This is a genomic window from Klebsiella sp. AqSCr (assembly GCF_008452795.1).
In the GTDB taxonomy this organism is placed as follows: domain Bacteria; phylum Pseudomonadota; class Gammaproteobacteria; order Enterobacterales; family Enterobacteriaceae; genus Klebsiella; species Klebsiella pneumoniae.
In genome coordinates, this window is record NZ_MJDM01000001.1 from 330,848 (window position 1) to 353,886 (window position 23,039).

Here is a 23,039-nt window from a genome sequence, read left to right on the forward strand (position 1 = left end):
GCGGGCGCCGGCTTTTCATCATTCATCGTGCGAGATTATCGCCGGGATGGTGTCATCCTTGCGTAGCGTCAGAATTTCGCAGCCGTTGTCTGTCACCACAATAGTATGCTCGTACTGCGCAGACAAGCTCCGGTCTTTGGTTTTCACCGTCCAGCCGTCTTTCATGCTGCGGATCTCTTTTTTACCGGCGTTGACCATCGGCTCGATGGTGAAGGTCATGCCTGGTTTGAGTACGACGTTGGTCTCCGGCGAATCGTAGTGCAGCACCTGAGGTTCTTCATGGAAGCCGCGGCCGATGCCGTGGCCACAGTACTCGCGAACCACGGAGAAACCTTCGGCTTCCACAAATTTCTGGATCGCCGCGCCGATGGTGCGCAGGTTGATGCCTGGCTTCACCATTCTCAGCGCCAGGTACAGGCTTTCCTGAGTGATGCGGCACAGGCGCTCGCCGAGAATCGTCGGTTTGCCAACGATAAACATTTTGGAGGTATCGCCATGGAAATCATCTTTAATGACGGTCACGTCGATATTCACGATATCGCCATCTTTCAGCAGCTTGCCGTCATCAGGGATACCGTGACAGACCACTTCATTGACCGAAATGCAGACGGATTTCGGATAGCCGTGATAGCCGAGGCAGGCGGAAATGGCCTTCTGCTCGTTAACGATATAGTCGTTACAGATGCGGTCCAGTTCGCCGGTGCTGACGCCCGGTTTGACGTAGGGTTCGATCATTTCCAGCACTTCGGCGGCCAGGCGGCCGGCAACGCGCATTTTTTCGATGTCTTCAGATGTCTTAATAGAGATAGCCATGGAGTATGTCCAGCAGTGTCGATATTTTCGACAATAATAGAGTAAGTCCTGTCAATGGTAACAGTCCGGGCAGGCTGGTGCCAAACTGAGAATCATTAACAGCACGCGACGTCAACAAGAGTTGGTGTCTGGATGGATTTTGTGGTATAAAGCGCGCCGGACTTCCGTTCCATCTCAGATACACAAGGATGGACGTAAGCGACATAGCTCACTTTGTGTAATAACACACACGTATCGGCACATATTCCGGGGTGCCCTTCGGGGTCGGTAATATGGGATACGTGGAGGCATAACCCCAATTTAATCTATAGAGGTTTTAAACATGGCAACTGTTTCCATGCGCGACATGCTCAAGGCTGGTGTTCACTTCGGTCACCAGACCCGTTACTGGAACCCGAAAATGAAGCCTTTCATCTTCGGCGCGCGTAACAAAGTTCACATCATCAACCTTGAGAAAACCGTACCGATGTTCAACGAAGCTCTGGCTGAACTGAACAAGATCGCTGCTCGTAAAGGTAAAATCCTTTTCGTTGGTACTAAGCGCGCTGCAAGCGAAGCGGTAAAAGACGCTGCTCTGAGCTGCGATCAGTTCTTCGTGAACCATCGCTGGCTGGGCGGTATGCTGACTAACTGGAAAACCGTTCGTCAGTCCATCAAACGTCTGAAAGACCTGGAAACTCAGTCCCAGGACGGTACTTTCGACAAGCTGACCAAGAAAGAAGCGCTGATGCGCACTCGTGAGCTGGACAAGCTGGAAAACAGCCTGGGCGGTATCAAAGATATGGGCGGCCTGCCGGACGCACTGTTCGTTATCGACGCTGACCACGAGCACATCGCTATCAAAGAAGCAAACAACCTGGGCATCCCGGTATTTGCTATCGTTGATACCAACTCTGATCCGGACGGCGTAGACTTCGTTATCCCGGGTAACGACGATGCAATCCGCGCAGTAAGCCTGTACCTGGGCGCTGTTGCTGCTACCGTTCGTGAAGGTCGCTCTCAGGACCTGGCTTCTCAGGCGGAAGAAAGCTTCGTAGAAGCTGAATAATAAGGTTTAAGCCCTTATTAGTACCGTGTATGAATAGGGGCCCATTATCGGCCCCTTTTTTCAATTTACGCTGTTTGGCCGTTGGCCGGGCAGTATCCACATCTCCCGAGGATTTTAGAATGGCTGAAATTACCGCTTCCCTGGTAAAAGAGCTGCGCGAACGTACTGGCGCAGGCATGATGGATTGCAAAAAAGCGCTGACTGAAGCGAATGGCGACATCGAGCTGGCAATCGAAAACATGCGTAAATCCGGCGCGATCAAAGCGGCGAAGAAAGCAGGCAACGTGGCTGCTGACGGCGTGATCAAAACCAAAATCGAAGGCAACTACGGTTACATTCTGGAAGTTAACTGCCAGACTGACTTCGTTGCTAAAGATGGTGGTTTCCAGGCATTTGCCGACAAAGTACTGGACGCCGCTGTTGCAGGTAAAATCTCCGACGTTGAAGTTCTGAAAGCGCAGTTCGAAGAAGAACGTGTTGCGCTGGTTGCTAAAATCGGCGAGAACATCAACATCCGTCGTATCGCTGTTCTGGAAGGCGACGTTCTGGGCAGCTACCAGCACGGTGCGCGTATCGGCGTTCTGGTTGCCGCTAAAGGCGCTGACGAAGAGCTGGTTAAGCAGCTGGCAATGCACGTTGCTGCAAGCAAGCCGGAATTCGTTAAGCCGGAAGACGTGTCTGCTGAAGTGGTAGAGAAAGAGTACCAGGTTCAGCTGGACATCGCGATGCAGTCCGGTAAGCCGAAAGAAATCGCAGAGAAAATGGTTGAAGGCCGCATGAAGAAATTCACCGGCGAAGTTTCTCTGACTGGTCAGCCTTTCGTTATGGAGCCGAGCAAATCTGTTGGCCAGCTGCTGAAAGAGCACAACGCTGACGTGACTGGCTTCATCCGCTTTGAAGTGGGCGAAGGCATTGAGAAAGTTGAGACTGACTTTGCAGCAGAAGTTGCTGCGATGTCCAAGCAGTCTTAATTTTTAAAAAAAGGAGCCGCCTGAGGGCGGCTTCTTTTTGCGCCCATTTTGTAAATTCAGCCAACTGCTTATAGTGGCCGCGCTGAAATGCGACATACAATGTCGCCGGAATTAACACATCTCATTCGTTGACAGTCTCAGGAAAGAAACATGGCTACCAATGCAAAACCCGTCTACAAACGTATTCTGCTGAAATTAAGTGGCGAAGCGCTGCAGGGCTCAGAAGGCTTCGGTATTGATGCAAGCATACTTGACCGCATGGCTCAGGAGATCAAAGAGCTGGTTGAGCTGGGTATTCAGGTTGGCGTAGTAATTGGTGGCGGTAACCTGTTCCGTGGTGCTGGTCTGGCGAAAGCGGGTATGAACCGCGTTGTGGGCGACCACATGGGCATGCTGGCAACGGTCATGAACGGCCTGGCAATGCGTGATGCGCTCCACCGCGCCTATGTGAACGCTCGTCTGATGTCCGCCATCCCGCTGAACGGCGTATGCGACAACTACAGCTGGGCAGAGGCAATCAGCCTGCTGCGCAACAACCGCGTAGTGATCCTCTCCGCTGGTACCGGCAACCCGTTCTTTACCACCGATTCCGCAGCCTGCCTGCGCGGTATCGAAATTGAAGCCGATGTGGTGCTGAAAGCCACCAAGGTTGACGGCGTATTCACCGCTGACCCGGCAAAAGATCCTTCTGCCACCATGTACGATCAGCTGACCTACAGCGAAGTTCTGGAAAAAGAGCTGAAAGTCATGGATCTGGCGGCCTTCACCCTGGCGCGTGACCATAAATTACCGATTCGCGTCTTCAACATGAACAAACCTGGCGCCCTGCGTCGCGTGGTGATGGGCGAAAAAGAAGGCACATTGATCACGGAATAATTCCCGTCAGCGCCAAATCCGGGTAATATTCCGCTTTACTTTCGCGGGGATATTGCCCGGTGATTTTCATTAAATCTGACTATACTTAGCTCATTTTCCGACGGGTGCCCCGTCTGGTCTGACTGAGACAAGCTTTCAAGGATTCGTAACGTGATTAGCGATATCAGAAAAGATGCTGAAATCCGCATGGAAAAATGCGTCGAAGCATTCAAAAACCAAATCAGCAAAATTCGCACGGGTCGTGCTTCTCCGAGCCTGCTGGACGGGATTGTTGTTGAATACTACGGTACTCCGACCCCGCTGCGCCAGCTGGCCAGCGTCACCGTCGAAGACTCCCGTACCCTGAAAATCAACGTCTTTGACCGTTCTATGTCCGCGGCCGTTGAAAAAGCGATCATGGCGTCAGACCTCGGTCTGAACCCAAGCTCTGCCGGCAGCGATATTCGTGTCCCGCTGCCGCCGCTGACCGAAGAGCGTCGTAAAGATCTGACCAAGATCGTGCGTGGTGAAGCCGAGCAGGCGCGCGTTGCCGTGCGTAACGTTCGCCGTGACGCCAACGATAAAGTCAAAGCGCTGCTGAAAGAAAAAGAGATCAGCGAAGATGACGATCGCCGTTCTCAGGACGACGTGCAGAAAATGACTGACGCCGCCATCAAAAAAGTTGACGCGGCGCTGGCAGACAAAGAAGCGGAACTGATGCAGTTCTAATGCTCTGCCCTTACTCGGGCCAGACAGGCTCTGGCCTGAGTAAAATCTGAAACGCCGTACAGAAGACTGTACGCTCAATTCTCGGGATTGCGTTGCGACCGCTGGCCTTGTAGCCTTTAGCGCTTAGTTGAAGGCCTAATGCCGCCGCCTTATCCCCGATAGTTGCTGCGTAGGGGCTTGCTGGCGGCGTTTTGCTTTTTATTCTGTTTCCACTCTTCTGGACGTCTCATGAAGCAATTAACCGTTCTCGGTTCGACCGGCTCCATTGGCTGTAGCACGCTGGACGTGGTGCGCCATAACCCTGGTCGCTTTTCCGTCGCCGCGCTGGTCGCGGGGAAAAACGTTGACCGTATGGTTGAACAATGCCTGGAATTTACCCCCCGTTACGCGGTGATGGACGATGCGCAAAGCGCTGAGTGGTTGCGCACCCGTCTGCATGAGCATGGCTGTCGCACCGAGGTGCTAAGCGGCCAGCAGGCGGCGGCCGAGGTCGCGGCGCTGGATGAGGTCGATCAGGTCATGGCGGCAATCGTCGGCGCGGCGGGACTGGTGCCGACGCTGGCGGCGATCCGCGCCGGGAAAACGGTATTGTTAGCGAATAAAGAATCGCTGGTGACCTGCGGTCGCTTATTCATGGAGGCGGTGCAACAGTCGGGGGCGCGATTGCTACCGGTCGATAGCGAGCATAACGCTATTTTTCAGAGTATGCCGGAGACAATTCAGCAGCATCTGGGATACGCTGATCTTGCCCGGAACGGCGTCTCGTCTATCCTGCTGACCGGCTCCGGTGGGCCTTTCCGCGAGACGGCCGTGGCTGAACTGGCGGCGATGACCCCGGATCAGGCCTGCCGTCATCCCAACTGGTCGATGGGGCGCAAGATCTCCGTCGATTCGGCCACGATGATGAACAAAGGCCTGGAATATATTGAAGCGCGCTGGCTGTTTAACGCCTCGGCCCAGCAGATGGAAGTGCTGATCCATCCGCAGTCGGTGATCCACTCGATGGTTCGCTATCAGGATGGCAGCGTGCTGGCCCAGCTTGGGGAGCCGGATATGCGCACGCCGATCGCCCATACCATGGGCTGGCCGCAGCGACTGAATTCCGGCGTTAAACCGCTGGACTTCTGTCAGTTGAGCAATCTGAGCTTCTCCGCGCCGGACTATACGCGATATCCGTGCCTGAAGCTGGCGATGGACGCGTTTGACGTCGGCCAGGCCGCGACCACGACGCTGAATGCGGCTAATGAAGAGTCGGTTGCCGCGTTTCTGCATGGCGATATCCGCTTTACCGATATTGCGGCGGTTAACCTGGCGGTGCTGGATAAGATGGACCTGCAGGAGCCGCAAAGCATTGATGATGTTCTGGTTATCGACGCCGAGGCGCGCGCAATCGCTCACCAGCAGCTGCAGCGGTTGGTTGCGCAGGCGTAACGCGGTGATATTTGTGGGCGCAAGGCTTCGGTGATATAGTCTGCGCCACCCGATCGTTGCATTTTGTTGTTAAAGATTACGGTGGCCGTGACAAAACACGGCTTTTTTGCGTAAAGCTTTTGGTTGTTCTCTGCGATTGGCTGCAGCCCCGGCACCGGATAAAAATGCGTATCCAGCGCGGCCCGGTGGCCTCTGTTTGGTGGCTAGTTAATCCTTATTATGGACTTAAAACGCGTGATGTTGTCTGCTAATCAAACTGTCAGCGAAATATCGCCCACCCATGGCTGCCGTCATGTCGCCATTATTATGGATGGCAACGGCCGTTGGGCGAAACGGCAAGGTAAAATTCGCGCTTTCGGGCATAAGGCCGGGGCGAAATCCGTGCGTCGCGCGGTCTCCTTCGCGGCGAATAATGGGATTGAGGCGTTAACGTTATACGCGTTCAGCAGCGAAAACTGGAACCGTCCGGCTCAGGAAGTCAGTGCGCTGATGGAACTGTTCGTCTGGGCGCTGGATAGCGAAGTCAAAAGCCTGCACCGACACAATGTGCGTCTGCGGATTATTGGCGACACCACGCGCTTCAATGCGCGCCTGCAGGAGCGGATCCGCAAAGCGGAAGCGCTAACCGCAAACAATACCGGCTTAACGCTGAATATTGCAGCCAATTACGGCGGTCGCTGGGATATTACCCAGGGCGTTCGTTTGCTGGCGAAACAGGTACAGGACGGGACGCTGCTGCCTGAGCAGATCACGGAAGACATGCTGAGTCAGCAGGTCTGCATGCATGAACTGGCTCCCGTTGATTTAGTTATTAGGACCGGGGGAGAGCACCGAATAAGTAACTTTCTGATTTGGCAAATTGCCTATGCCGAACTTTACTTTACGGATGTTCTTTGGCCCGATTTTGCTGAACAGGACTTTGAAGGTGCACTCCATGCCTTTGTTAATCGAGAGCGTCGTTTCGGCGGCACTGAGCCGGGTGGCAGTCATGCCTGATGGGGGTCACTTTTGCTGAAGTATCGCCTGATATCTGCTTTCGTCTTAATCCCCATCGTCATTGCGGCATTGTTTTTATTGCCGCCGATGGGCTTTGCTATCGTCACCCTGGTGGTCTGTATGCTCGCCGCCTGGGAGTGGGGACAACTGAGCGGTTTTACCTCGACGTCGCAGCGGGTTTGGCTGGCGGTGCTGTGCGGCCTTCTGCTGGCGGCGATGCTTTTTCTGCTGCCTGAATACCACTATGACGTTCATCAACCGATGGTTGAAGGGTCGCTATGGGCCTCTTTTGCCTGGTGGATCGTCGCGTTACTGCTGGTGCTCTCATACCCGGCGTCGGCGGCATTCTGGCGCCACTCTAAGGTGCTGCGCCTCATCTTCGGCATTCTGACCATCGTCCCGTTTTTCTGGGGCATGCTGGCGCTGCGCGCCTGGCACTATGCCGATAACCACTATAGCGGCGCGCTGTGGCTGCTGTACGTCATGATCCTGGTGTGGGGCGCGGACTCTGGCGCCTATATGTTTGGTAAAATGTTTGGCAAGCACAAGCTGGCGCCGAAGGTCTCACCGGGTAAAACCTGGCAGGGCTTTTTTGGCGGTTTGCTGACCGCGGCAGTGATTTCCTGGGCCTACGGCGTGTGGGCCCATCTTGACGTCACGCCGACGGTGCTGCTGGTCTGTTCGGTGGTGGCGGCCCTGGCTTCGGTGCTGGGCGACCTGACGGAAAGTATGTTTAAGCGCGAGGCCGGCATTAAGGATAGCGGGCACTTGATTCCCGGACATGGTGGTATTCTCGATCGTATCGACAGCCTGACGGCGGCGGTACCGGTCTTCGCCTGTCTGCTACTGTTGGTCTTCAGGACGATTTGACGGAAGGTTATATGCTGAGCGTGCTCTGGAATCTGGCGGCTTTTATCATTGCGCTTGGCGTATTGATTACGGTGCATGAGTTTGGCCATTTTTGGGTGGCGCGCCGCTGCGGTATCCGGGTTGAGCGTTTTTCTATCGGCTTCGGCAAAGCGCTGTGGCGGCGGATGGATAAGCAGGGCACAGAGTTCGTCATCGCCCTGATCCCACTGGGCGGCTACGTCAAGATGCTGGATGAGCGTGTTGAAGCGGTGGCGCCGGAGATGCGTCACTACGCCTTCAACAATAAAACCGTCGGTCAGCGTGCGGCGGTTATTGCCGCCGGCCCCATCGCTAACTTCATTTTCGCTATCTTTGCTTACTGGCTGGTCTTTATCATCGGCGTTCCCGGCGTGCGGCCGGTGGTGGGTGAAATAACGCCCAATTCGGTTGCCGCGCAAGCACAAATTGCAAAAGGAACGGAACTTAAAGCGATAGATGGTATCGAAACGCCTGATTGGGATGCGGTGCGTCTGCAGCTGGTGGCCAAAATCGGCAACCCGCAAACAATAGTTACCGTCGCCCCTTTCGGGACCAATCAGCGCCAGGATAAAATCGTCGATCTGCGGCACTGGTCGTTTGAGCCAGACAAGCAAGATCCCGTGACCTCTCTGGGGATCCAGCCGCGCAGCGCGCAGATTGATACGGTGCTGGCTGAGGTTCAGGAGGGATCGGCAGCCCAGAAAGCGGGTTTGCAAGCGGGCGACCGGATCGTTAAAGTCGATGGTCAACCGTTAACGCAGTGGATGACGTTTGTTAATCTGGTGCGCGATAATCCGGGCAAAGCGCTGGCGCTGGAGATTGAACGGCAGGGGAGTGCGCTGCCGTTAACCCTGACGCCGGATGCGAAAACGGTGAAAGGTAAGGCGGAAGGGTTCGCAGGGGTGGTGCCAAAGGTCATCCCGCTGCCTGAAGAATACAAGACAGTACGTCAGTACGGACCGTTTGCCGCCATCGCTGAAGCCACGGATAAAACCTGGCAGCTGATGTCGCTGACGGTCAGGATGCTGGGTAAATTGATAACCGGTGATGTCAAACTGAACAACCTCAGTGGGCCGATCTCTATCGCTCAGGGGGCTGGAATGTCAGCGGAGTTTGGGTTGATTTATTATCTGATGTTCCTGGCGCTGATTAGCGTGAACCTCGGAATCATCAACCTGTTCCCTCTACCCGTACTGGATGGGGGACATCTGCTGTTTTTAGCGATTGAAAAGCTGAAGGGCGGGCCGGTATCCGAGCGAGTTCAAGACTTTAGTTATCGCATTGGCTCAATACTGCTGGTGCTGTTAATGGGGCTTGCACTTTTCAATGATTTCTCTCGGTTATAAGAGAGTTTGTTAGGAAGAACGCATAATAACGATGGCGATGAAAAAGTTGCTCATAGCGTCGCTGCTGTTTAGCAGCGCGACTGTATACGGTGCTGAAGGGTTCGTGGTGAAGGACATTCATTTCGAAGGCTTGCAGCGTGTCGCTGTTGGTGCGGCCCTCCTCAGTATGCCAGTGCGTCCTGGCGATACGGTGACCGACGATGATATCAGTAACACTATTCGCGCGCTGTTTGCCACTGGCAACTTCGAGGACGTCCGCGTCCTGCGCGATGGTGATACCCTGCTGGTGCAGGTGAAAGAGCGTCCGACGATCGCCAGCATCACCTTCTCCGGCAACAAGTCGGTGAAAGATGACATGCTCAAGCAGAACCTTGAGGCCTCAGGCGTTCGGGTGGGCGAGTCGCTTGACCGCACGACCATCGCGGATATCGAGAAGGGTCTTGAAGACTTCTACTACAGCGTCGGTAAATACAGCGCCAGCGTCAAAGCAGTCGTTACGCCGCTGCCGCGTAACCGTGTCGATTTGAAGCTGGTCTTCCAGGAAGGCGTCTCCGCAAAAATTCAACAGATCAACATCGTCGGCAACCATGCGTTTTCGACCGATGAGCTGATCTCCCACTTCCAGCTGCGCGATGAGGTGCCGTGGTGGAACGTGGTCGGCGACCGTAAATACCAGAAGCAGAAGCTAGCGGGCGACCTTGAAACCCTGCGCAGCTACTACCTGGATCGCGGCTATGCCCGTTTCAACATCGATTCTACCCAGGTCAGCCTGACGCCGGATAAGAAAGGGATCTACATCACCGTCAACATCACCGAAGGCGATCAGTACAAGTTTTCCGGAGTGCAGGTGACGGGCAACCTCGCTGGCCATTCCGCGGAAATCGAAGCGCTGACTAAAGTTGAGCCAGGCGAACTGTACAACGGCGCGAAAGTGACCAAGATGGAAAACGACATCAAGAAACTGTTGGGTCGTTATGGTTACGCCTATCCGCGCGTGCAGTCGCAGCCGGAGATCAACGACAGCGATAAAACCGTTAAGCTGCACGTTAACGTCGACGCAGGCAACCGTTATTACGTGCGTAAAATTCGCTTCGAAGGCAACGACACCTCTAAAGATGCCGTACTGCGCCGCGAAATGCGCCAGATGGAAGGCGCATGGCTGGGGAGCGACCTCGTCGATCAGGGTAAAGACCGTCTCAACCGTTTAGGTTTCTTTGAAACGGTGGATACTGATACCCAGCGCGTGCCGGGCAGCCCGGACCAGGTCGACGTTGTCTACAAGGTGAAAGAGCGTAACACCGGTAGCTTCAACTTCGGTATCGGCTACGGCACCGAGAGCGGCGTCAGCTTCCAGGCGGGCGTTCAGCAGGATAACTGGTTAGGTACTGGCTATGCTGTCGGGATCAACGGTACCAAAAACGACTACCAGACCTATACCGAGCTGTCGGTGACCAACCCGTACTTCACCGTAGACGGTGTAAGCCTCGGCGGTCGTGTCTTCTATAATGACTTTGATGCGAACGATGCGGATCTGTCTGACTATACCAACAAAAGCTATGGTACAGACATTACGCTGGGCTTCCCGGTCAATGAATACAACACGCTGCGCGCCGGCGTCGGTTATGTGCATAACTCCCTGTCCAATATGCAGCCGCAGGTGGCAATGTGGCGTTACCTTAACTCGATGGGCCAGTATCCGGACAACACCAACGACCGGAACTCGTTCAGTGCGAATGACTTCACCTTCAACTACGGTTGGACCTATAACAAGCTTGACCGCGGCTTCTTCCCAACGGAAGGTTCGCGCGTCAACCTGAACGGTAAGGTGACCATTCCGGGCTCAGACAACGAGTACTACAAAGCGACGCTGGATACCGCGACCTACGTGCCGATCGACAACGATCATCAGTGGGTAGTACTGGGTCGTACGCGCTTTGGTTATGGCGATGGTATCGGCGGCAAAGAGATGCCGTTCTATGAGAACTTCTATGCCGGTGGTTCCAGCACCGTGCGTGGCTTCCAGTCGAACACCATTGGTCCGAAGGCGGTGTACTTCCCGTCGAGCAGCCGTCATGATGGCGATAGCGGTTATACCAATGACTGTAAGAGCACCGAATCCGCAACGTGTAAATCCGATGATGCGGTTGGCGGTAACGCGATGGCGGTGGCCAGCCTTGAGCTGATTACCCCGACGCCGTTTATTAGTGACAAATATGCGAACTCGGTCCGGACTTCCGTCTTCTGGGATATGGGTACCGTATGGGATACTCACTGGGATTCGAGCGCGTACGCTGGTTATCCGGATTACAGCGATCCGAGCAACATCCGTATGTCTGCGGGTATTGCCGTACAGTGGATGTCGCCGTTGGGGCCGTTGGTCTTCTCCTACGCCCAACCGTTCAAAAAGTACGATGGAGACAAAGCCGAACAGTTCCAGTTTAACATTGGTAAAACCTGGTAATTGTTGGCGGCAACGGAATGCAAGTGCAGTATAGCGCTGACTGTAGGCGATAACGCGTTTATCGCCTCGCCACGCAAATAACGGTACCCCTGGGTACTCATGGGATGGTAAGGAGTTTATTGTGAAAAAGTGGTTATTAGCTGCAGGTCTGGGTTTGGCAATGGTAACTTCCGCTCAGGCGGCAGATAAAATTGCCCTGGTGAACATGAACAGCCTGTTCCAACAGGTTGCCCAGAAAACTGGCGTTTCCAACACGCTGGAAAACGAGTTCAAAGGCCGCGCTAGCGAACTGCAGCGTATGGAAGGCGACCTGCAATCCAAAATGCAGCGTCTGCAGTCCATGAAGCCGGGCGCCGAACGTACCAAACTGGAAAAAGACGTGATGGCTCAGCGCCAGACCTTCTCCCAGAAAGCGCAGGCGTTTGAACAGGATCGCGCACGTCGTTCCAACGAAGAGCGTGGCAAACTGGTTACCCGTATCCAGACTGCCGTACAGAGCGTAGCGAAAGATCAGAGCATCGATCTGGTGGTTGACGCGAATGCCGTTGCATATAACAGCAGCGATGTAAAAGACATCACCGCTGATGTGCTGAAACAGGTTAAATAAGTAATGCCTTCAATTCGACTGGCTGATCTCGCGCAGCAGTTGGATGCAGAATTACACGGTGATGGCGATATCGTCATCACCGGCGTTGCGTCCATGCAGAGCGCGAAAACGGGCCAAATCACTTTCATGGTCAACCCTAAGTACCGTGAGCACCTGGCCGCTTGCCAGGCTTCTGCCGTTGTGATGACGCAGGATGATTTACCTTTTGCCCATAGCGCCGCGCTGGTAGTGCGTAACCCCTACCTGACCTACGCGCGCATGGCTCAAATTCTTGATACCACGCCGCAGCCGGCTGAGGATATCGCGCCGAGCGCGGTCATCGATCCGTCGGCGAAGCTGGGTAGCAACGTTGCCATCGGCGCCAACGCGGTTATCGAATCCGGCGTAGTGCTGGGCGATAACGTAGTTATCGGCGCAGGCTGCTTCGTTGGGAAAAATACGAAAATAGGCGCCGGCTCGCGTTTGTGGGCTAATGTGACCGTTTACCATGAGATTGAGATCGGCGAGAATTGCCTGATTCAGTCCAGCACGGTGATTGGCGCGGATGGCTTCGGCTACGCTAACGATCGCGGTAACTGGGTAAAGATCCCGCAGCTGGGTCGCGTCATTATTGGCGATCGCGTGGAGATTGGCGCCTGCACCACGATTGACCGTGGTGCGCTGGACGATACCGTGATTGGCAACGGGGTTATCATTGATAACCAGTGCCAGATTGCGCATAACGTGGTGATTGGCGACAATACCGCGGTCGCTGGCGGCGTTATCATGGCGGGCAGCCTGAAAATTGGCCGCTACTGCATGATTGGCGGCGCCAGCGTGATTAACGGCCATATGGAAATCTGCGATAAGGTCACCGTCACGGGGATGGGGATGGTGATGCGTCCTATCAGCGAACCTGGCGTATATTCCTCCGGTATTCCGCTGCAGCCGAACAAGGCGTGGCGTAAAACCGCTGCGCTGGTGATGAATATTGACGAGATGAGCAAGCGCCTGAAAGCGATTGAGCGCAAGGTTAATCAACAAGACTAATTCATCATTTGGTCACATGACATTTTCGGCCTGTTGCATTCGCTAAAAGATTGCCGCAGGCCGTGTTATTATTGCCTTTTAGTACATTTAGACAGGAAGAGTATTTTGACTACTGACACTCATACTCTGCACATTGAAGAGATTCTGGAACTTCTGCCTCACCGTTACCCGTTCCTGCTGGTAGACCGCGTGCTGGATTTTGAAGAAGGTCGTTTTCTGCGCGCAGTAAAAAATGTTTCTGTAAACGAGCCGTTTTTCCAGGGGCACTTCCCTGGTAAGCCGATTTTGCCGGGCGTCCTGATTCTGGAAGCAATGGCGCAAGCCACCGGGATTCTGGCGTTCAAAAGCGTCGGAAAACTGGAACCAGGCGAGCTGTACTACTTCGCGGGTATCGATGAAGCACGCTTCAAACGCCCGGTAGTACCAGGCGATCAGATGATTATGGAAGTCACTTTCGAGAAAACCCGCCGCGGCCTGACCCGTTTCAAAGGCGTTGCGCTGGTTGACGGTAAAGTGGTTTGCGAAGCGACGATGATGTGTGCGCGTAGCCGGGAGGCCTGATACGTGATTGATAAAACCGCTTTTGTTCATCCTACCGCCATTGTAGAAGAAGGCGCCGTGATTGGCGCTAACGTTCACATTGGTCCGTTTTGTATTGTTGGCGCTAACGTCGAAATCGGCGAAGGCACCGTGCTGAAGTCTCACGTTGTCGTTAACGGCCACACCAAAATCGGCCGTGACAATGAGATCTATCAGTTCGCTTCCATCGGCGAAGTTAACCAGGATCTGAAATATGCTGGCGAACCGACCCGGGTGGAAATTGGCGATCGCAACCGCATTCGCGAAAGCGTCACCATTCATCGCGGCACAGTACAGGGCGGTGGATTAACAAAGGTGGGCAACGATAACCTGCTGATGATCAACGCCCACGTGGCGCACGATTGTACGCTTGGCGATCGCTGCATTCTGGCCAATAACGCGACGCTCGCGGGCCATGTTTCGCTGGATGATTATGTCATTATCGGCGGCATGACGGCGGTGCATCAGTTCTGCGTCATTGGCTCACACGTTATGGTTGGCGGCTGCTCCGGCGTGGCGCAGGACGTTCCGCCGTTCGTAATTGCCCAGGGCAACCATGCGACGCCGTTCGGCGTTAACATCGAAGGGCTGAAACGCCGCGGCTTCAGCCGGGAAGCAATCACCGCGATCCGCAACGCGTATAAACTGCTGTACCGCAGCGGCAAAACGCTGGAAGAAGCCAAGCCGGAAATCGCCGAACTGGCTGCTCAGCATCCTGAGGTTCAGCCGTTTGTCGATTTCTTCGCTCGTTCTACCCGCGGCTTGATTCGTTAATGGCTGAACAGCGTCCCCTGACGATTGCCCTGGTCGCCGGAGAAACCTCCGGCGATATTCTAGGCGCTGGTCTCATCCGCGCGCTTAAAGCACGCATCCCGAATGCGCGCTTTGTCGGCGTGGCGGGGCCGCTAATGCAGGCGGAAGGGTGCGAAGCCTGGTATGAAATGGAAGAGCTGGCGGTGATGGGCATTGTTGAAGTGCTCGGTCGCCTGCGTCGCTTACTCCATATTCGCGCCGATTTGACCCGCCGCTTCGGCGAGCTGCGTCCCGATGTCTTCGTCGGCATCGACGCCCCTGACTTTAATATCACCCTCGAAGGAAATCTGAAAAAGCAGGGCATCAAAACCATTCACTACGTCAGCCCGTCGGTCTGGGCCTGGCGACAAAAACGCGTTTTCAAAATCGGCAGATCCACCGATCTGGTGCTGGCCTTTCTGCCTTTCGAAAAAGCGTTTTATGACAAATTTAACGTCCCCTGCCGCTTTATTGGCCATACCATGGCGGATGCGATGCCGCTGGATCCTGACAAAGGCGCTGCGCGCGACCGGTTAGGGATCCCGCACAGCGTGCGCTGCCTCGCTCTGCTACCCGGCAGCCGCGGCGCGGAAGTCGAAATGCTTAGCGCCGACTTCCTGAAAACCGCGCAGCTTCTGCGCGCCACCTATCCCGATCTGCAGGTGGTGGTGCCGCTGGTTAATGCTAAACGGCGGGAGCAGTTTGAGCGTATTAAAGCTGAGACGGCGCCGGATATGATCGTGCATATGCTGGACGGTCAGGCGCGCGATGCGATGATCGCCAGCGACGCCGCGCTGCTGGCCTCCGGGACGGCAGCGCTGGAGTGTATGCTGGCGAAATGCCCGATGGTGGTTGGCTACCGGATGAAGCCGTTCACCTTCTGGCTGGCGAAGCGGTTGGTAAAAACCGACTACGTCTCGTTACCGAACCTGCTGGCCGGTCGCGAACTGGTTAAAGAGCTGCTGCAGGATGAGTGCGAGCCCCAGGCGCTGGCAGCCGCTCTGCAGCCGCTGCTGGCCGATGGCAAAACCAGCCATGAGATGCATGAGACGTTCCGCGCCCTGCATCAGCAGATCCGCTGCAACGCCGATGAGCAGGCGGCGGACGCCGTACTGGAGTTAGCAAAACAATGATGGAGTTCGTCTATCCGCATACCCATCTGGTTGCCGGCGTCGATGAGGTCGGGCGTGGCCCCCTGGTTGGCGCGGTGGTTACCGCGGCGGTGATCCTCGATCCGGCGAAGCCGATTGTGGGTCTGAATGATTCCAAAAAACTCAGCGAGAAGCGTCGTCTGGCGCTGTTCGATGAGATTAAAGAGAAAGCGCTGTGCTGGAGCCTGGGGCGCGCCGAGCCGCACGAAATCGACGAGCTGAATATTCTGCATGCCACTATGCTGGCGATGCAGCGCGCCGTCGCCGGCCTGAGCATTGTTCCTGAGTTTGTCCTGATCGATGGCAACCGCTGTCCGCCGCTACCGATGCCCTCCCAGGCGGTGGTGAAAGGCGACAGCCGGGTGGCAGAAATCAGCGCAGCGTCTATTCTGGCAAAAGTCACTCGTGACGCCGAAATGGCCACGCTGGACCTCGCATTTCCCCACTACGGATTTGCCCAGCATAAAGGCTATCCCACCGCTGTTCACCTGCAGAAGCTGCAGGAACACGGCGCAACAGAGCATCACCGGCGCAGTTTTGGCCCGGTGAAGCGTGCCCTGGGCCTGGCGTCCAACTAAGTCACCGGGATCTAAAGATGGCTGAACCACGTTTCGTACACCTGCGGGTGCACAGCGACTATTCCATGATCGATGGGCTGGCAAAGACCGGGCCGCTGGTGAAGAAGGCGGCCTCGCTTGGCATGCCAGCGCTGGCGATCACCGATTTCACCAACCTCTGCGGACTGGTGAAGTTCTACGGGACGGGACACGGCGCGGGGATTAAGCCGATCGTCGGCGCCGACTTCCATGTTCAGTGCGATCTGCTTGGCGATGAATTCACCGAGCTGACGGTTTTAGCGGCCAACAATACCGGCTATCAGAACCTGACCCTGTTGATTTCCCGCGCCTATCAGCGCGGCTACGGCGCCCTGGGGCCGTGGATCGATCGCGACTGGCTGGTGGAACACCAGGAAGGGCTGATTCTGCTCTCCGGCGGCCGGAAAGGTGACGTCGGCGTCAGCCTGATCCGCGGCAATATGCCGCTGGTTGAACAGTGCGTCGCCTTCTACGAAGAGCATTTCCCGGACCGCTATTTTCTGGAGCTGATCCGTACCGGTCGACAGGATGAAGAGGCCTATCTCCACGCCGCCGTGGCGCTGGCGGAAGCGCGCGGCCTGCCGGTGGTGGCGACCAACGATGTCCGCTTTCTCGACACCAGCGATTTCGACGCCCATGAAATCCGCGTCGCGATCCACGACGGCTTTACGCTCGACGACCCGAAACGGCCGCGCAACTACTCGCCGCAGCAATATATGCGCAGCGAGGAAGAGATGTGCGAGCTGTTCGCCGATATTCCGGAAGCGCTGGCGAACAGCGTTGAAATTGCCAAGCGCTGCAACGTCACCGTGCGACTTGGCGAATATTTCCTGCCGCAGTTCCCGACCGGCGATATGACCACGGAAGATTTCCTGGTCATGAAATCGAAAGAGGGTCTGGAAGAGCGGCTGGAATTCCTCTTCCCGGATCCTGCCGTCCGTGCTGAAAAGCGCCCGGAGTATGACCAGCGTCTGGATATTGAACTCCAGGTTATCAACCAGATGGGGTTCCCGGGCTACTTCCTGATTGTGATGGAGTTTATCCAGTGGTCGAAGGATAACGGCGTGCCGGTTGGCCCGGGACGTGGTTCCGGCGCCGGTTCGCTGGTGGCCTACGCGCTGAAGATCACCGATCTTGACCCGCTGGAATTCGACCTGCTGTTCGAACGTTTCCTTAACCCGGAGCGTGTCTCGATGCCCGACTTCGACGTCGACTTCTGCATGGAGAAACGCGACCAGGTTATTGAGCACGTGGCGGATATGTACGGCCGCGACGCGGTATCGCAGATCATCACCTTCGGTACCATGGCGGCGAAAGCGGTCATCCGCGATGTCGGTCGCGTGCTGGGTCACCCGTACGGGTTTGTCGATCGTATCTCCAAGCTGGTGCCGCCCGATCCGGGCATGACGCTGGCGAAAGCCTTTGAGGCCGAGCCGCAGCTGCCGGAGATCTACGAGGCGGACGAGGAAGTGAAAGCGCTGATCGACATGGCGCGTAAGCTGGAAGGGGTGACGCGAAACGCCGGTAAACATGCCGGTGGGGTAGTTATCGCTCCAACCAAAATCACCGATTTCGCGCCACTGTATTGCGATGAGCAGGGGCTGCATCCGGTTACCCAGTTTGATAAGAACGACGTGGAATACGCCGGGCTGGTGAAATTCGACTTCCTCGGTCTGCGTACGCTCACTATCATTAACTGGGCGCTGGAGATGATCAACAAGCGCCGTGAGAAGAACGGCGAAGGGCCGCTGGATATCGCCGCCATCCCGCTGGATGACAAGAAAAGCTTCGACATGCTGCAGCGCTCGGAAACCACCGCGGTCTTCCAGCTTGAATCGCGCGGCATGAAAGATCTGATTAAACGCCTGCAGCCGGACTGCTTCGAAGATATGATCGCGCTGGTGGCTCTGTTCCGCCCGGGCCCGCTGCAGTCGGGGATGGTAGATAACTTTATCGACCGTAAGCATGGCCGCGAGGAGATCTCTTATCCGGACGTGCAGTGGCAGCATGAAAGCCTGAAACCGGTGCTGGAGCCAACCTACGGCATCATCCTGTATCAGGAACAGGTCATGCAGATTGCCCAGGTGCTGTCCGGATATACCCTCGGCGGCGCGGACATGCTGCGTCGTGCGATGGGTAAGAAAAAGCCGGAGGAGATGGCCAAGCAGCGTTCTATCTTTGAGGATGGGGCGAAGAAAAACGGCATTGACGGCGAACTGGCGATGAAAATCTTCGACCTGGTGGAGAAATTCGCCGGTTACGGATTTAACAAATCGCACTCCGCCGCCTACGCGTTGGTCTCCTACCAGACGCTGTGGCTTAAGGCGCACTACCCGGCCGAGTTTATGGCGGCGGTGATGACCGCCGATATGGACAACACCGAGAAGGTGGTTGGCCTGGTGGATGAGTGCTGGCGAATGGGGCTAAAAATCCTGCCCCCGGATATTAACTCCGGCCTGTACCATTTCCACGTCAACGACGATGGCGAGATCGTCTACGGCATTGGCGCCATCAAGGGCGTCGGCGAAGGACCGATCGAAGCGATTATTGAGGCGCGCAACAATGGCGGCTATTTCCGCGAGCTGTTCGACCTCTGCGCGCGAACCGATATTAAAAAGCTCAACCGTCGGGTGCTGGAAAAGCTGATTATGTCCGGGGCGTTCGATCGTCTCGGCCCACATCGCGCGGCGCTGATGAATTCGCTGGGCGATGCGTTGAAAGCCGCCGACCAGCACGCGAAAGCCGAGGCCATCGGCCAGGCTGATATGTTCGGCGTGCTGGCGGAAGAGCCCGAGCAAATTGAGCAATCCTACGCCAGCTGCCAGCCATGGCCTGAGCAGGTGGTGCTGGATGGTGAAAGGGAGACCCTGGGGCTATACCTCACCGGACACCCGATTAACCAGTATCTGAAGGAGATTGAGCGCTACGTCGGCGGCGTGAGGCTCAAAGACATGCATCCGACCGAACGTGGGAAAGTCACCACGGCGGCGGGGCTGGTGATTGCGGCGCGGGTAATGGTCACCAAGCGCGGCAATCGTATCGGCATCTGTACTCTGGATGACCGTTCCGGGCGGCTGGAAGTGATGTTATTCACCGACGCGCTGGATAAATATCAGCAGTTGCTGGAAAAAGACCGCATACTTATCGTCAGCGGACAGGTCAGCTTTGATGACTTTAGCGGGGGGCTTAAAATGACCGCCCGTGAAGTCATGGACATTGACGAAGCCCGGGAAAAATATGCTCGCGGGCTTGCTATCTCGCTGACGGACAGGCAAATTGATGACCAGCTTTTAAACCGACTCCGTCAGTCTCTGGAACCCCACCGTTCGGGAACCATTCCAGTGCACCTCTACTATCAGAGGGCGGATGCACGCGCGCGGTTGCGTTTCGGCGCAACATGGCGCGTCTCTCCGAGCGATCGTTTACTTAACGATCTGCGGGGCCTTATCGGCTCGGAGCAGGTGGAACTGGAGTTTGACTAATACAGGAATACTATGAGTCTGAATTTCCTAGATTTTGAACAGCCGATTGCAGAGCTGGAAGCGAAAATCGATTCCCTGACTGCGGTAAGCCGTCAGGATGAGAAACTGGATATTAACATCGACGAAGAAGTGCATCGTCTGCGTGAGAAAAGCGTAGAGCTGACGCGCAAAATCTTCGCCGATCTCGGTGCATGGCAGGTTGCGCAACTGGCGCGCCACCCGCGCCGTCCTTACACCCTGGATTATGTCCGCCTGGCGTTCGACGAATTTGACGAACTGGCCGGTGACCGCGCCTTCGCTGACGATAAAGCGATTGTCGGCGGTATCGCGCGTCTTGACGGTCGTCCGGTGATGATCATCGGCCACCAGAAAGGTCGTGAAACCAAAGAGAAAATTCGCCGCAACTTTGGGATGCCGGCGCCGGAAGGCTACCGCAAAGCGCTACGCCTGATGGAGATGGCTGAGCGGTTTAAAATGCCGATCATCACCTTTATCGACACCCCGGGCGCCTACCCGGGCGTCGGCGCGGAAGAGCGTGGCCAGTCGGAAGCGATCGCCCGCAACCTGCGTGAGATGTCGCGTCTGAGCGTGCCGGTTATCTGCACCGTAATCGGTGAAGGCGGCTCCGGCGGCGCGCTGGCGATCGGCGTGGGCGACAAGGTCAACATGCTCCAGTACAGCACCTATTCGGTCATTTCGCCGGAAGGCTGCGCCTCCATTCTGTGGAAGAGCGCGGATAAAGCGCCGCTGGCTGCGGAAGCGATGGGCATTATCGCCCCGCGTCTGAAAGAGCTGAAGCTGATCGATTCTATCGTTCCGGAACCGCTGGGCGGCGCTCACCGCAACCCGGAAGCGATGGCGGCAAGCCTGAAGGCGCAGCTGCTGGCAGACCTGGCAGACCTCGATCTGCTCAGCGAAGAAGAGCTGCTGAACCGCCGTTATCAGCGTCTGATGAGCTACGGTTACGCTTAACTTTTTCGTCAGGACTAAACACTAAGGGCCGGATTTTCCGGCCCTTTTTTTATGTGCGATGCGCCCGGGGGATTGCTATGATGCTTGACTTAGGTGAATACCAGGAGGAAAGCGTGAATATCATCGCCATCATGGGGCCTCACGGCGTCTACCACAAAGACGAGCCGATCAAAGAACTGGAAGCGGCGCTGCAGCGCCAGGGCTTCCAGACCATCTGGCCGCAAAACAGCGCCGACCTGCTGCAGTTTATCGAGCACAACCCGCGCATCTGCGGGGTGATCTTCGACTGGGATGAATACAGCGTCGATCTGTGCAGCGATATCAATCAGCTCAATGAATACCTTCCTCTGTACGCCTTTATTAACGCCCACTCGACGATGGATGTCAGCAGTCAGGATTTGCGCATGACGCTGTGGTTCTTCGAATATGCGCTGGGACTCTCCGAAGAGATCGCCACCCGCATTGGGCAGTACACCCGCGAGTACCTGGAGAATATCACTCCGCCGTTTACCCGCGCGCTGTTCAACTATGTCCAGGAGGGAAAATATACCTTCTGTACGCCGGGCCATATGGGCGGCAGCGCCTATCAGAAAAGCCCGGTGGGCTGCCTGTTCTATGATTTTTTTGGCGGGAATACGCTGAAGGCGGATGTCTCGATTTCGGTCACCGAGCTGGGCTCCCTGCTGGATCATACCGGCCCGCACCTGGAGGCGGAGGAGTATATCGCGCGCGCCTTTGGCGCCGAGCAAAGCTATATGGTGACCAACGGCACCTCGACGTCCAATAAAATTGTCGGCATGTACTCGGCGCCCGCCGGCAGCACCCTGCTGATTGACCGTAACTGTCACAAATCGCTGGCCCACCTGCTGATGATGAGCGATGTGGTTCCCCTGTGGCTGAAGCCGACCCGCAACGCGCTGGGGATCCTCGGCGGTATCCCCCGGCGCGAATTTACCCGCGACAGCATTCAGCAGAAAGTGCGCGACACGGGCGGGGCGCAGTGGCCCGTGCATGCGGTGATCACCAACTCCACCTACGATGGTCTGCTCTATAACACCACCTGGCTTAAGGAGACGCTCGATGTCCCGTCGATCCATTTCGATTCCGCCTGGGTGCCCTATACCCATTTCCATCCGATATATCAGGGGAAAAGCGGTATGAGCGGGGAGCGGATCCCCGGGAAAGTCATCTTCGAGACGCAGTCGACGCATAAGATGCTGGCCGCGCTGTCGCAGGCCTCGCTGATCCACATTAAAGGCAACTATGATGAAGAGACCTTTAACGAAGCCTTTATGATGCATACCTCTACGTCGCCGAGCTACCCCATCGTCGCGTCGATTGAGACCGCGGCGGCGATGCTGCGCGGCAACTCCGGTAAACGTCTGATCCAGCGCTCCATTGAGCGGGCGCTGGACTTCCGCAAAGAGGTGCAGCGACTGCGCGAGGAGTCGGACGGCTGGTTCTTTGATATCTGGCAGCCGGAAGCCGTGGATAAAGCCGAGTGCTGGCCGGTAGCGCCGGGCGAGGACTGGCACGGTTTCAAAGATGCCGATGCGGATCATATGTATCTCGATCCGGTGAAGGTCACTATTCTGACGCCGGGCATGGACGAGCAGGGGAATATGGATGAAGAGGGGATCCCGGCGGCGCTGGTGGCGAAGTTTCTCGACGAGCGGGGCGTAGTGGTAGAGAAAACAGGCCCCTACAATCTGCTGTTCCTGTTCAGTATCGGCATCGATAAAACCCGGGCGATGGGGCTGCTGCGCGGCCTGACCGAGTTTAAACGCGCCTACGATCTCAATCTGCGGGTGAAAAATATGCTGCCGGATCTGTACGCCGAAGATCCCGACTTCTACCGCAACATGCGGATCCAGGATCTGGCGCAGGGGATCCACCGCTTGATCCGTCAGCATCAGCTGCCGCAGCTGATGCTCAGCGCCTTTGACGTCCTGCCGGAAATGAAAATGACGCCGCATCACGCCTGGCAGCGCCAGATCAAGGGGGAGGTGGAAACTATTGAACTGGAGAACCTGGTGGGGCGGATTTCGGCCAACATGATCCTCCCTTATCCGCCGGGGGTTCCGCTGCTGATGCCGGGAGAGATGATCACCGAGGAAAGCCGGGCGGTGCTCGATTTTCTGCTGATGCTTTGCTCTATCGGCCGTCATTACCCGGGCTTTGAGACCGATATTCACGGCGCCAAGCGCGATGAGGACGGTGTGTATCGGGTACGAGTCTTAAAAAATGACGAAAGGCTTGCGCGTTAACGGCGCGCACGAGTAACGTGGCTGGC

At 56.1% G+C, this 23,039-nt stretch carries 19 protein-coding genes; 18 read left to right on the forward strand and 1 reads right to left on the reverse strand.

The window, feature by feature from the left end:
- Window positions 1-18: 18 nt before the first annotated feature.
- Window positions 19-813 (reverse strand): type I methionyl aminopeptidase, encoded by a 795-nt coding sequence (gene map, locus BHE81_RS01520; protein ID WP_002889297.1) that lies wholly within the window; start codon window positions 811-813, stop codon window positions 19-21.
- A gap of 322 nt (window positions 814-1,135) precedes the next feature.
- Here map and rpsB point away from each other — a divergent pair, with 322 nt between their 5' ends.
- The 18 genes from rpsB to BHE81_RS01615 all read left to right on the forward strand — a co-directional run bounded on the left by rpsB (window position 1,136) and on the right by BHE81_RS01615 (window position 23,013).
- A complete protein-coding gene (gene rpsB, locus BHE81_RS01525; RefSeq protein WP_002889299.1) occupies window positions 1,136-1,861 on the forward strand; it encodes a 30S ribosomal protein S2 in 726 nt (241 codons plus the stop codon).
- 119 nt (window positions 1,862-1,980) lie between these two features.
- Window positions 1,981-2,832: a translation elongation factor Ts gene (gene tsf / locus BHE81_RS01530; protein ID WP_004151930.1), complete on the forward strand. Its 852-nt coding sequence runs from the start codon at window positions 1,981-1,983 to the stop codon at window positions 2,830-2,832.
- A 150-nt stretch (window positions 2,833-2,982) separates the two neighbouring features.
- Complete coding sequence (pyrH, locus tag BHE81_RS01535) at window positions 2,983-3,708, forward strand: UMP kinase (protein ID WP_002889306.1); 726 nt, start codon at window positions 2,983-2,985, stop codon at window positions 3,706-3,708.
- A gap of 150 nt (window positions 3,709-3,858) precedes the next feature.
- Window positions 3,859-4,416: a ribosome recycling factor gene (gene frr, locus BHE81_RS01540; RefSeq protein ID WP_002889308.1), complete on the forward strand. Its 558-nt coding sequence runs from the start codon at window positions 3,859-3,861 to the stop codon at window positions 4,414-4,416.
- A gap of 228 nt (window positions 4,417-4,644) precedes the next feature.
- Window positions 4,645-5,847 carry a 1-deoxy-D-xylulose-5-phosphate reductoisomerase gene (ispC, locus tag BHE81_RS01545; RefSeq protein ID WP_019705886.1) on the forward strand — a complete coding sequence of 401 codons (1,203 nt, stop codon included), beginning with the start codon at window positions 4,645-4,647 and terminating at the stop codon, window positions 5,845-5,847.
- A 237-nt stretch (window positions 5,848-6,084) separates the two neighbouring features.
- Entirely contained in the window at window positions 6,085-6,843 is a 759-nt protein-coding gene (gene ispU, locus BHE81_RS01555) for a (2E,6E)-farnesyl-diphosphate-specific ditrans,polycis-undecaprenyl-diphosphate synthase (protein WP_002889316.1), read from the forward strand.
- 12 nt (window positions 6,844-6,855) lie between these two features.
- Entirely contained in the window at window positions 6,856-7,713 is an 858-nt protein-coding gene (cdsA, locus tag BHE81_RS01560) for a phosphatidate cytidylyltransferase (RefSeq protein WP_002889318.1), read from the forward strand.
- Window positions 7,714-7,724: 11 nt separating this feature from the next.
- A complete protein-coding gene (gene rseP / locus BHE81_RS01565; RefSeq protein WP_023302290.1) occupies window positions 7,725-9,077 on the forward strand; it encodes a sigma E protease regulator RseP in 1,353 nt (450 codons plus the stop codon).
- 31 nt (window positions 9,078-9,108) lie between these two features.
- The gene (bamA, locus tag BHE81_RS01570) at window positions 9,109-11,538 is read left to right on the forward strand and encodes an outer membrane protein assembly factor BamA (RefSeq protein ID WP_110246436.1); all 2,430 of its coding nucleotides are present in this window, start codon (window positions 9,109-9,111) and stop codon (window positions 11,536-11,538) included.
- A 121-nt stretch (window positions 11,539-11,659) separates the two neighbouring features.
- Window positions 11,660-12,145, forward strand: coding sequence for a molecular chaperone Skp (gene skp / locus BHE81_RS01575; protein WP_004178645.1), 486 nt, complete (start codon window positions 11,660-11,662; stop codon window positions 12,143-12,145).
- 3 nt (window positions 12,146-12,148) lie between these two features.
- Complete coding sequence (gene lpxD / locus BHE81_RS01580; protein ID WP_004147159.1) at window positions 12,149-13,174, forward strand: UDP-3-O-(3-hydroxymyristoyl)glucosamine N-acyltransferase; 1,026 nt, start codon at window positions 12,149-12,151, stop codon at window positions 13,172-13,174.
- 105 nt (window positions 13,175-13,279) lie between these two features.
- The gene (gene fabZ, locus BHE81_RS01585) at window positions 13,280-13,735 is read left to right on the forward strand and encodes a 3-hydroxyacyl-ACP dehydratase FabZ (RefSeq protein WP_004145858.1); all 456 of its coding nucleotides are present in this window, start codon (window positions 13,280-13,282) and stop codon (window positions 13,733-13,735) included.
- Window positions 13,736-13,738: 3 nt separating this feature from the next.
- Complete coding sequence (gene lpxA, locus BHE81_RS01590; protein WP_004178647.1) at window positions 13,739-14,527, forward strand: acyl-ACP--UDP-N-acetylglucosamine O-acyltransferase; 789 nt, start codon at window positions 13,739-13,741, stop codon at window positions 14,525-14,527.
- Window positions 14,527-15,678 (forward strand): lipid-A-disaccharide synthase, encoded by a 1,152-nt coding sequence (gene lpxB / locus BHE81_RS01595; RefSeq protein WP_002889374.1) that lies wholly within the window; start codon window positions 14,527-14,529, stop codon window positions 15,676-15,678. The genes lpxA and lpxB overlap by 1 nt, the downstream gene beginning before the upstream one ends.
- Window positions 15,675-16,274, forward strand: coding sequence for a ribonuclease HII (gene rnhB / locus BHE81_RS01600; protein WP_021441229.1), 600 nt, complete (start codon window positions 15,675-15,677; stop codon window positions 16,272-16,274). The genes lpxB and rnhB overlap by 4 nt, the downstream gene beginning before the upstream one ends.
- A gap of 17 nt (window positions 16,275-16,291) precedes the next feature.
- Window positions 16,292-19,774, forward strand: a complete 3,483-nt coding sequence (gene dnaE, locus BHE81_RS01605; protein WP_004177353.1) for a DNA polymerase III subunit alpha — start codon at window positions 16,292-16,294, stop codon at window positions 19,772-19,774.
- A 12-nt stretch (window positions 19,775-19,786) separates the two neighbouring features.
- Window positions 19,787-20,746, forward strand: coding sequence for an acetyl-CoA carboxylase carboxyl transferase subunit alpha (accA, locus tag BHE81_RS01610; protein ID WP_004145855.1), 960 nt, complete (start codon window positions 19,787-19,789; stop codon window positions 20,744-20,746).
- Window positions 20,747-20,859: 113 nt separating this feature from the next.
- A complete protein-coding gene (locus tag BHE81_RS01615) occupies window positions 20,860-23,013 on the forward strand; it encodes a lysine decarboxylase LdcC (RefSeq protein WP_002889384.1) in 2,154 nt (717 codons plus the stop codon).
- Window positions 23,014-23,039: the final 26 nt, after the last annotated feature.

Excerpts from the sequence above, each read along its gene's own strand:
- map (WP_002889297.1), bottom strand. The coding sequence starts at position 813 with ATGGCTATCTCTATTAAGACATCTGAAGACATCGAAAAAATGCGCGTT.
- rpsB (WP_002889299.1), top strand. The coding sequence starts at position 1,136 with ATGGCAACTGTTTCCATGCGCGACATGCTCAAGGCTGGTGTTCACTTC.
- tsf (WP_004151930.1), top strand. The coding sequence starts at position 1,981 with ATGGCTGAAATTACCGCTTCCCTGGTAAAAGAGCTGCGCGAACGTACT.
- pyrH (WP_002889306.1), top strand. The coding sequence starts at position 2,983 with ATGGCTACCAATGCAAAACCCGTCTACAAACGTATTCTGCTGAAATTA.
- ispC (WP_019705886.1), top strand. The coding sequence starts at position 4,645 with ATGAAGCAATTAACCGTTCTCGGTTCGACCGGCTCCATTGGCTGTAGC.
- ispU (WP_002889316.1), top strand. The coding sequence starts at position 6,085 with ATGTTGTCTGCTAATCAAACTGTCAGCGAAATATCGCCCACCCATGGC.
- rseP (WP_023302290.1), top strand. The coding sequence starts at position 7,725 with ATGCTGAGCGTGCTCTGGAATCTGGCGGCTTTTATCATTGCGCTTGGC.
- bamA (WP_110246436.1), top strand. The coding sequence starts at position 9,109 with ATGGCGATGAAAAAGTTGCTCATAGCGTCGCTGCTGTTTAGCAGCGCG.
- lpxD (WP_004147159.1), top strand. The coding sequence starts at position 12,149 with ATGCCTTCAATTCGACTGGCTGATCTCGCGCAGCAGTTGGATGCAGAA.
- lpxB (WP_002889374.1), top strand. The coding sequence starts at position 14,527 with ATGGCTGAACAGCGTCCCCTGACGATTGCCCTGGTCGCCGGAGAAACC.
- rnhB (WP_021441229.1), top strand. The coding sequence starts at position 15,675 with ATGATGGAGTTCGTCTATCCGCATACCCATCTGGTTGCCGGCGTCGAT.
- dnaE (WP_004177353.1), top strand. The coding sequence starts at position 16,292 with ATGGCTGAACCACGTTTCGTACACCTGCGGGTGCACAGCGACTATTCC.
- accA (WP_004145855.1), top strand. The coding sequence starts at position 19,787 with ATGAGTCTGAATTTCCTAGATTTTGAACAGCCGATTGCAGAGCTGGAA.